This is a genomic window from Fusobacterium sp. DD2, assembly GCF_018205345.1.
Lineage (GTDB): Bacteria > Fusobacteriota > Fusobacteriia > Fusobacteriales > Fusobacteriaceae > Fusobacterium_A.
The window spans coordinates 1-7,382 of sequence record NZ_JADRHM010000093.1 but is presented as its reverse complement, the minus strand read 5'-3'; the positions used below and the strand labels follow the sequence as shown (position 1 = coordinate 7,382).

Sequence of the window (7,382 nt, the reverse complement as noted above, 5' to 3'; positions counted from 1 at the left end):
CCGTCAGATTTCTCTGACGGTCTAATTTTATAGTTTATTTTTGATTTTATTTTGCAAATTCTATTGCTCTTGTTTCTCTTACTATTGTAACTTTTATCTGTCCAGGATACTGCATAGAATCCTCTATCTTCTTTGCAACATCTCTTGCCATCTTAGTAGCTTCATCGTCACTCATAGCTTCTGGATTTACTATAATTCTAAGTTCTCTTCCTGCCTGAATAGCAAATGATGACTCAACACCTTGGAATGAGTTTGCAATCTCTTCAAGGCTTTCTAGTCTCTTCAAGTAAGCTGTAAGAGTCTCTCTTCTAGCTCCTGGTCTTGATGCTGATACAGCATCTGCTGCCTGAACTATTATAGCTTCTACAGTTTCAAATTCCACTTCATTATGGTGAGCCATTACAGCATTTAATACCTCTGGTTTCTCTCCAAATTTCTTTAGGAACTCTCCACCAATTATTGCGTGAGAAGCTTCAATATCACTTTCAAGTACTTTACCTACGTCATGTAAAAGTCCTGCTCTTTTTGCAAGCTCTGTATCTGCACCAATTTCAGCAGCAAGGTTTGCAGATAATTTTGCTACCTCTATTGAGTGTACAAGTACATTTTGACCATAACTTGTTCTGAATTTAAGTCTTCCTAATGTTTTTATAATCTCAGGATGCATAGCTGGTATTCCAAGCTCTATAAGTGCTTCTTCCCCTGCATCTACTATCTCTTTTTCTATATCTTTTTTAGCTTTATTTACTACTTCTTCTATCTTACCTGGATGGATTCTTCCATCAGTTATAAGTTTTTCTATTGCAAGTCTTGCAATCTCTCTTTTAACACCATCAAAGCTTGATAATACTACTGCTTCTGGAGTATCATCAATTATTATATCTACACCAGTTAAAGCTTCAATAGCTCTTATATTTCTTCCCTCTCTACCTATGATTCTTCCTTTCATTTCATCATTTGGTAGATTTACTACTGATACAGTTGCATCAGCAACATAGTCAGCAGATGCTTTTCCTATAGCAGTTGAAAGAATTCTTCTAGATACTCTGTCTTTTTCATCTTCTAATTTACTTTCAAACTCTCTAATTGCAAGTGCTGTTTCATGAGTTAAATCATCTCTTAATTTAGCTATTAATATATCTTTAGCTTCTGATTTTGAAAGTCCTGAAATTCTTTCAAGTTCTCCTTCCTGTTGAACTTTTATAGCTTCTATCTCTTCTCTTTTTGCTTCAAGTTCTTCAGTAGTTTTTTCAAGTTCCTGACTTTTGATTTCAAGTTTTTCTATTTTATTATCAAGTGTTTCCTCTTTTTTAGCTAATCTACTTTCTTTTTGAAGAAGATCATTTTTAGCATTTTTAATCTCTTTTTCTGCTTCTTCCTTTATATTATATGCATTTTCTTTAGCTCTTAATTCTATCTCTTTTCCACGAGCTGATGCAGATCTTTCTGCATCTTTTATTATCTCTTCTGCTTTAATCTTTGATTTAGTTATCTCATCTTCTAAATTGTTTAATTCGTTTATTTTTTTATCTATAACAGACTTTTTATATAGTATTGCAAATACTATACTAAGTCCGATTATTATCAAACCTATACCTAAAACTATACTCATATTTAATTTCCTTCCTTAAATTTTATTTGAAACTAGCCACAGCCTCGTCCTCGTTTTCATAAATTTCGAATATTTCATCTAAACCAATCATTTCAAAAATTGATTTGATATGTTCATTTAACTTAATAAGTTTAATGTCTCCATCCATATCTTTTACAACTTTTAATTTACCTCTTAGAATTCCCATAGCCAAACTGTTAATATGTGTTACTTCCTCAAAATCAATTATAAACTTAGTAGAATCCCCATCTACAAGTTTTGTTATTCTGTCCTTTAATTTTGGCGCAACTAATGCGTCTAACTCCCCTATTACTTTTAACACCTTAATATCATCAACATTTTTTTCAAGTATTTCAAAATTGTTTACCATTGTGTTATGCCTCCTTAACTTTTTTTTCAATTCTGAATAGTGTTCCATTTACTTTTTTTTCGATTTTGAAATCATCGGCAATGGCTCTTGCAATGAAAAGACCCATTCCACCTTCTTCTTTACTCAATTTTTCTTCGTCAAATCCAACTCCATTATCTTCCACTACAAGCCTTATAATATCATTAGACTTTTGAATCTCCAAAATAATATCCCCAGGTTTATACTCGTATCCATGTTCAACTACATTTGTTGAAAGTTCATCTACCACAGATAAAAGTTGTACTATATCTCTTTGGCTGATTTTATGTATCTCTAGATAAGTTTTTACCATGGCTCTTATTAAAGATAAATTTTCTAAAGAAGAAGGAACTGTGATTTTAACCTCATTAGGTTTCATTTTATCCCCTTCTTTCTTTAAAGTTTAAAATTTTCCATTCTCCATTTTTTAATAAATATTCAACATTAAAATATAGTGTGTTGCTACCAAATACCAGAGCTACCACATTTCTAGCTGTATTTTTATTAAACACTGGTTTTGAAGTCATTATGTTTATTTGCGAAAAATCCACTGTTGCAAGTTCTTTTTTCAACATTGAGTTTTTCATTCCGGGAGCTAAAGCTGAATCCAAAATATCAAATTCACCATCTTTAAGTTCATCTTTTATACTTTCTATAAGCACCAAAAGAGATCTCTTGTCTGCATCACTCATATTGTAGTTTTGTGTACTGATATTTGAACATCCTGCTGTAAATAAAACAAAGATTATGAAAATTAAAATCTTTTTCATTTACCATCCCCCACTTATTATCTTATTAAATAATACCACATCAGTACTTTTTTATCAAGATTTTAATTATAGGATTTTCACACTCCTAATTTCTCCCGAATATCCCGTATAATCTCCTCTTCACACATTTTATCTAAATCGTACCAGATGTATGAATGGTCATTTTTAAACCATGTAAATTGTCTTTTAGCATAACGACGTGAATTTCTTTTTATACTCTCAATAGCTTCATCATAAGAGATTAAATCATTAAAATAATCAATAAATTCTGAATAACCTATTATATTTATCTTTCTCAATACATCTCCGTACTTGTCATAAAGAACTCTTACTTCCTGTTCAAGCCCCTCTTTTATCATAATATCAACTCTCAGATTTATTCTCTCATAAAGATGCTCTCTATCTCTTTCAAGTGCAATTTTTAGAAAATCATAGTTATTGTTTTTTATATTTCTTTTTGATAAAATAGAAAACTTCTCTCCTGTTATATCATATACTTCAAGAGCTCTTTCAACTCTCTTTCTGTTATTAGGATGGATATCTATACCAGCCTGTGGATCTACCTCACAAAGTCTTTTGTAAAGTGCATCCTTATCAAGTTCACCATATCTCTTTCTAAGCTCTAAATCACCCTGTGGAAGATCTGACAGCCCATCAGTTACTGAATTTATATAAAGTCCAGTTCCTCCTGTGAGAATAACATTTTTACCTGTTTTCTCTTCTTCTGCTAGAATACTGTCTACATCTTTTTGAAATTCCCCTACACTATATTTTCTCACAGGTTCAAGTATATCTATCATATAGTGTTTTATTCCCTCCATCTCCTGAGGTTTTATCTTAGCAGTTCCAATATCCATACCTTTATATATCTGTGCAGAGTCAGATGAAATGATATCTGCATCCATTATTTTAGCCATTTTAATAGAAAGATCTGTCTTTCCTACTCCTGTTGGTCCAGCTATCACTAGTCCTTTCATATCTCCTCACTTTCAAAAAAAATAGGGGAATTCTAGCAGTAAAATTCCCCTTTTTTAATTTTTTATTCTACGTACTCAAATTCTACTTCTGCTATTCTTACAGTATCTCCATCTTCTACTCCAGCATTTCTAAGAGCTTCCTCAAGTCCTAATGATCTCATCATATGTAAGAATGTTACCAGTGATTCATCATCAATAGTTACTACATATTTTGCCAGAACTTCATCTACAACTCTTCCTTCAACAACATATACTCCCTCTTCATCCTGATTGATTATAAAGTCTTCTGGATTTCCTTTTAATTCCTCTAAAACTTCATCTACATCAGTTTCTTCCTCAAGAGGTTCTCTCTCAATACTTTGAAGTGTATCCCATACCTTATATAATACCTCTTTTATTCCTTCATTTAATATTACAGAAACTGGGAAAACTTCATTTCCTTGAGCTTCAACATATTTTTTAAATTTCTCATATTTTTCCATATCCCATAGAAGGTCCATCTTATTTGCAAGTACTATCTGTTTTTTCTTTGCAAGTTTTTCACTGAATTTTTTAAGCTCACTATTTATATTTTCATAATCTTCAATAGCGTCTCTTCCTTCTATTTCAGATACGTCTACAAGATGGCATATCATTTTACATCTCTCAATATGTCTTAAGAATTTGTATCCAAGTCCAACACCTTTGTGTGCTCCTTCAATAAGTCCAGGAATATCTGCTATTACAAATGATTTCCCTTGTTCAAGTCTTACTACACCAAGTTTTGGTTCAAGAGTTGTAAAGTGATAGTTTCCAACTTTTGAATTTGCTGCAGATACCTTGTTTATAAAACTTGATTTTCCAACTGATGGATATCCAACTAATGCCACATCAGCTAAAAGTTTAAGTTCAAGTTTTACTTTAATCTCTGCTCCTTCACGACCTTTCCCAGCTATTTTAGGTGTCTTTCTTACAGAAGATTTAAAGTGTACATTTCCATATCCACCTTTTCCACCTTTTAGCAGAAGTCTTGATTCATTTGGTACATTCATATCAAGTAAAAGTTTACCTGTTTCCACATCTCTTACCTGTGTTCCAACTGGTACCTTTATAATAAGATCTTCTCCAGTTTTACCATACATCTGTTTCTTTTGTCCATTTTCTCCATTCTGAGCCTTAAAAAGTTTCTTAAATTTAAAGTCAATTAATGTATTGATGTTAGGATCTGCGTAGAAAATTACATTTCCTCCGTTTCCTCCATCTCCTCCATCTGGTCCCCCAAATTGTATATATTTTTCTCTTCTAAAGGCTGCAGAACCATCGCCACCATTACCAGCTTTAACAGTTATTACAACTTCATCTATAAACATCTATTACTCTCCTATTTTATTTAGTATTACAGTATATTCTACCTTATATTATTAAATTTTTCAACTTTTTTTGCTTTATTTTCTCCACTGTGTTAAAAGTCACTATAAAAAAATCCTTTCATATTATATATGTATGATTTCAATACTTTCAACTCCATCTATTTAAATTAAATATAACTATTTAAAAATATGTTTTTATTTATTGTTCCTTTATACTTATAAATTTACTAATTTTATAATTTATAATAATTTAATTCTATTTAAAATTATATGATATTTACTTTATGTATTTATATATTTTTTTATCTTTAAACTATTTATTTTTTTATTTTTTATTTTTTTTATATTTTTTTTCAATAAAAACAGTTATTTTTTAACTATATTGTATCTCTTTAATAAAAATTCATTTTTTAAGTTTTATTACAATAATTTGATATTATATTGACATAAAGTGCTAAAAATTAAGTATAGTATTAATATTTTAAATATATCCTATTCATTGCATTTCTTTTCCTTTGTAAAAAAACAGAAAAAAATGTTGATTTTTTAAATAATGTGTGTATATAATGTATATCAATGGGAGTATAGAAGTTATACTATGGATTTTAAAATCTATAAAATCAGTATTTATTCTTTAATAGTATTAAAGTTTTGACACTGATTTTCCACAAACAATACCTAATATTTTTACAAGGGAGGATTTTTTATGTTTAAGAAAAAAGAAAAAGATGCCCAAGAAATTGGAGGATTTCTTAGATGGGTAGAAAAAGTTGGTAACAGTTTACCGCACCCAGCTATGCTATTCTTTATTTTAGCACTTATTGTAATTGTGGTATCACACTTCGTTGCATCTACTGGAGCAAGCGTTACATATTTTGATGCTAAGGCAAAAGCTGAGGTTACGAAAAAAGCTGTTTCTTTATTAAATAAAGAAGGACTTGCATACATGTTTAACACTGCAACAAATAACTATACAGGATTCGCTCCATTAGGAACTGTTCTTGTTGCAATGCTTGGGGTTGGAGTGGCAGAATGGACTGGTCTATTTAACACTTCACTTAAAAAACTTCTTATTAATGCTAACCCTAAATATCTTACTCCAATAGTTATTTTTGCTGGTATTATGTCTAATATCGCTTCTGACGCAGGATATTTAGTAGTTGTGCCTATCGGTGCACTTGTATTTGCTATGGCAGGAAGACACCCTCTTGCAGGTATGGCAGCAGCATTTGCTGGAGTTTCTGGAGGTTTCTCTGCTAACCTTGTACTTGGAACTACAGACCCATTACTTACAGGAATAACTAACCAGGCTTTAATAGCTGCTGGTATAGATATTTCACTTGCACCTACATGTAACTGGTATTTCCTTGGAGCTTCTACAATATTCTTAACAATTATTGGTACTTTTGTAACAGATAAAATTGTTGAAAAGAACTTAGGTAAATACACTGGAAGTTATCAACCTAATAATGACCCTGTTACTGAACTTGAAAGCAAAGGACTTAGAAACGCTACTATTGCACTTTTAATTTATTGTGCTGTTATGGCATTCTTAATGTTCCCACAAAATGCTATCTTTAGAGACAGTGCTCATACATTAAAAACTTTCCTTCACGGTGGATTAATCCCTGGTATCCTATTACTGTTCTTGGTTCCAGGTTATGTATATGGTAAGACTGTTGGTACAATCAAAACATCTCATGATTTAGTTGAAGCTATGACTTCTGCTATGAAATCTATGGGTGGATATCTTGTACTTACATTCTTCGCTGCACAATTTATAGCTTACTTTGGTAAAACAAATCTAGGTACTATAATCTCATTTAAAGGAGCTGACGCTCTTGAAGCTGCTGGACTTACAGGATTACCTTTAATTATCCTATTTATTTTCTTGTCAGCATTCCTAAATCTATTTATGGGATCTGCTTCAGCTAAATGGGCTATCATGGCACCAATATTTGTACCTATGATGTATAGACTTGGACTTTCTCCAGCACTTACTCAAGTTGCTTATCGTATAGGAGACTCTTCAACTAACATCATTACACCACTTATGTCATACTTTGCTATAATAGTTATATTGATGCAAAAATATGAAAAGAAATCTGGACTTGGAACTCTAATGTCATTAATGCTTCCATATTCAATTTCATTCTTAATTTTCTGGACTATATTAATGGCTATCTGGATCTTACTTGGAATACCTGTAGGACCTGAAGCTCCATTATTCATATAATAGAGAATTAAACCTTAGATGACCTAGACCTTGTCCCATTGAGGACAGGG

7 protein-coding genes are annotated in these 7,382 nt (G+C 31.4%); 1 reads left to right on the top strand and 6 read right to left on the bottom strand.

The annotated features are described in order from the left end of the window. Window positions 1–46 precede the first annotated feature (46 nt). The 6 genes from rny to obgE form a co-directional block, all read right to left on the bottom strand. Window positions 47–1,612 (bottom strand): ribonuclease Y, encoded by a 1,566-nt coding sequence (rny, locus tag IX290_RS10855; protein ID WP_211493210.1) that lies wholly within the window; start codon window positions 1,610–1,612, stop codon window positions 47–49. A 22-nt stretch (window positions 1,613–1,634) separates the two neighbouring features. Then, entirely contained in the window at window positions 1,635–1,982 is a 348-nt protein-coding gene (locus tag IX290_RS10850; protein WP_211493209.1) for an STAS domain-containing protein, read from the bottom strand. Window positions 1,983–1,986: 4 nt separating this feature from the next. Beyond that, window positions 1,987–2,379 carry an ATP-binding protein gene (locus tag IX290_RS10845; RefSeq protein WP_211493208.1) on the bottom strand — a complete coding sequence of 131 codons (393 nt, stop codon included), beginning with the start codon at window positions 2,377–2,379 and terminating at the stop codon, window positions 1,987–1,989. Between the two features lies 1 nt (window position 2,380). Next, window positions 2,381–2,770 carry a hypothetical protein gene (locus tag IX290_RS10840; RefSeq protein ID WP_211493207.1) on the bottom strand — a complete coding sequence of 130 codons (390 nt, stop codon included), beginning with the start codon at window positions 2,768–2,770 and terminating at the stop codon, window positions 2,381–2,383. A 77-nt stretch (window positions 2,771–2,847) separates the two neighbouring features. Next, on the bottom strand, window positions 2,848–3,747 hold the full coding sequence (miaA, locus tag IX290_RS10835) for a tRNA (adenosine(37)-N6)-dimethylallyltransferase MiaA (protein WP_211493206.1): 900 nt from the start codon (window positions 3,745–3,747) through the stop codon (window positions 2,848–2,850). 62 nt (window positions 3,748–3,809) lie between these two features. After that, entirely contained in the window at window positions 3,810–5,096 is a 1,287-nt protein-coding gene (obgE, locus tag IX290_RS10830) for a GTPase ObgE (RefSeq protein WP_211493205.1), read from the bottom strand. Between the two features lie 706 nt (window positions 5,097–5,802). Between obgE and IX290_RS10825 the strand changes: the two genes are divergently transcribed. After that, a complete protein-coding gene (locus tag IX290_RS10825) occupies window positions 5,803–7,332 on the top strand; it encodes an AbgT family transporter (RefSeq protein ID WP_211493204.1) in 1,530 nt (509 codons plus the stop codon). Window positions 7,333–7,382: the final 50 nt, after the last annotated feature.

Bases quoted from the DNA above. Each gene is read 5' to 3' on its own strand.
- IX290_RS10845 (WP_211493208.1), bottom strand. From the start codon at position 2,379: ATGAAACCTAATGAGGTTAAAATCACAGTTCCTTCTTCTTTAGAAAAT.
- miaA (WP_211493206.1), bottom strand. From the start codon at position 3,747: ATGAAAGGACTAGTGATAGCTGGACCAACAGGAGTAGGAAAGACAGAT.
- IX290_RS10850 (WP_211493209.1), bottom strand. From the start codon at position 1,982: ATGGTAAACAATTTTGAAATACTTGAAAAAAATGTTGATGATATTAAG.
- rny (WP_211493210.1), bottom strand. From the start codon at position 1,612: ATGAGTATAGTTTTAGGTATAGGTTTGATAATAATCGGACTTAGTATA.
- IX290_RS10840 (WP_211493207.1), bottom strand. From the start codon at position 2,770: ATGAAAAAGATTTTAATTTTCATAATCTTTGTTTTATTTACAGCAGGA.
- IX290_RS10825 (WP_211493204.1), top strand. From the start codon at position 5,803: ATGTTTAAGAAAAAAGAAAAAGATGCCCAAGAAATTGGAGGATTTCTT.
- obgE (WP_211493205.1), bottom strand. From the start codon at position 5,096: ATGTTTATAGATGAAGTTGTAATAACTGTTAAAGCTGGTAATGGTGGC.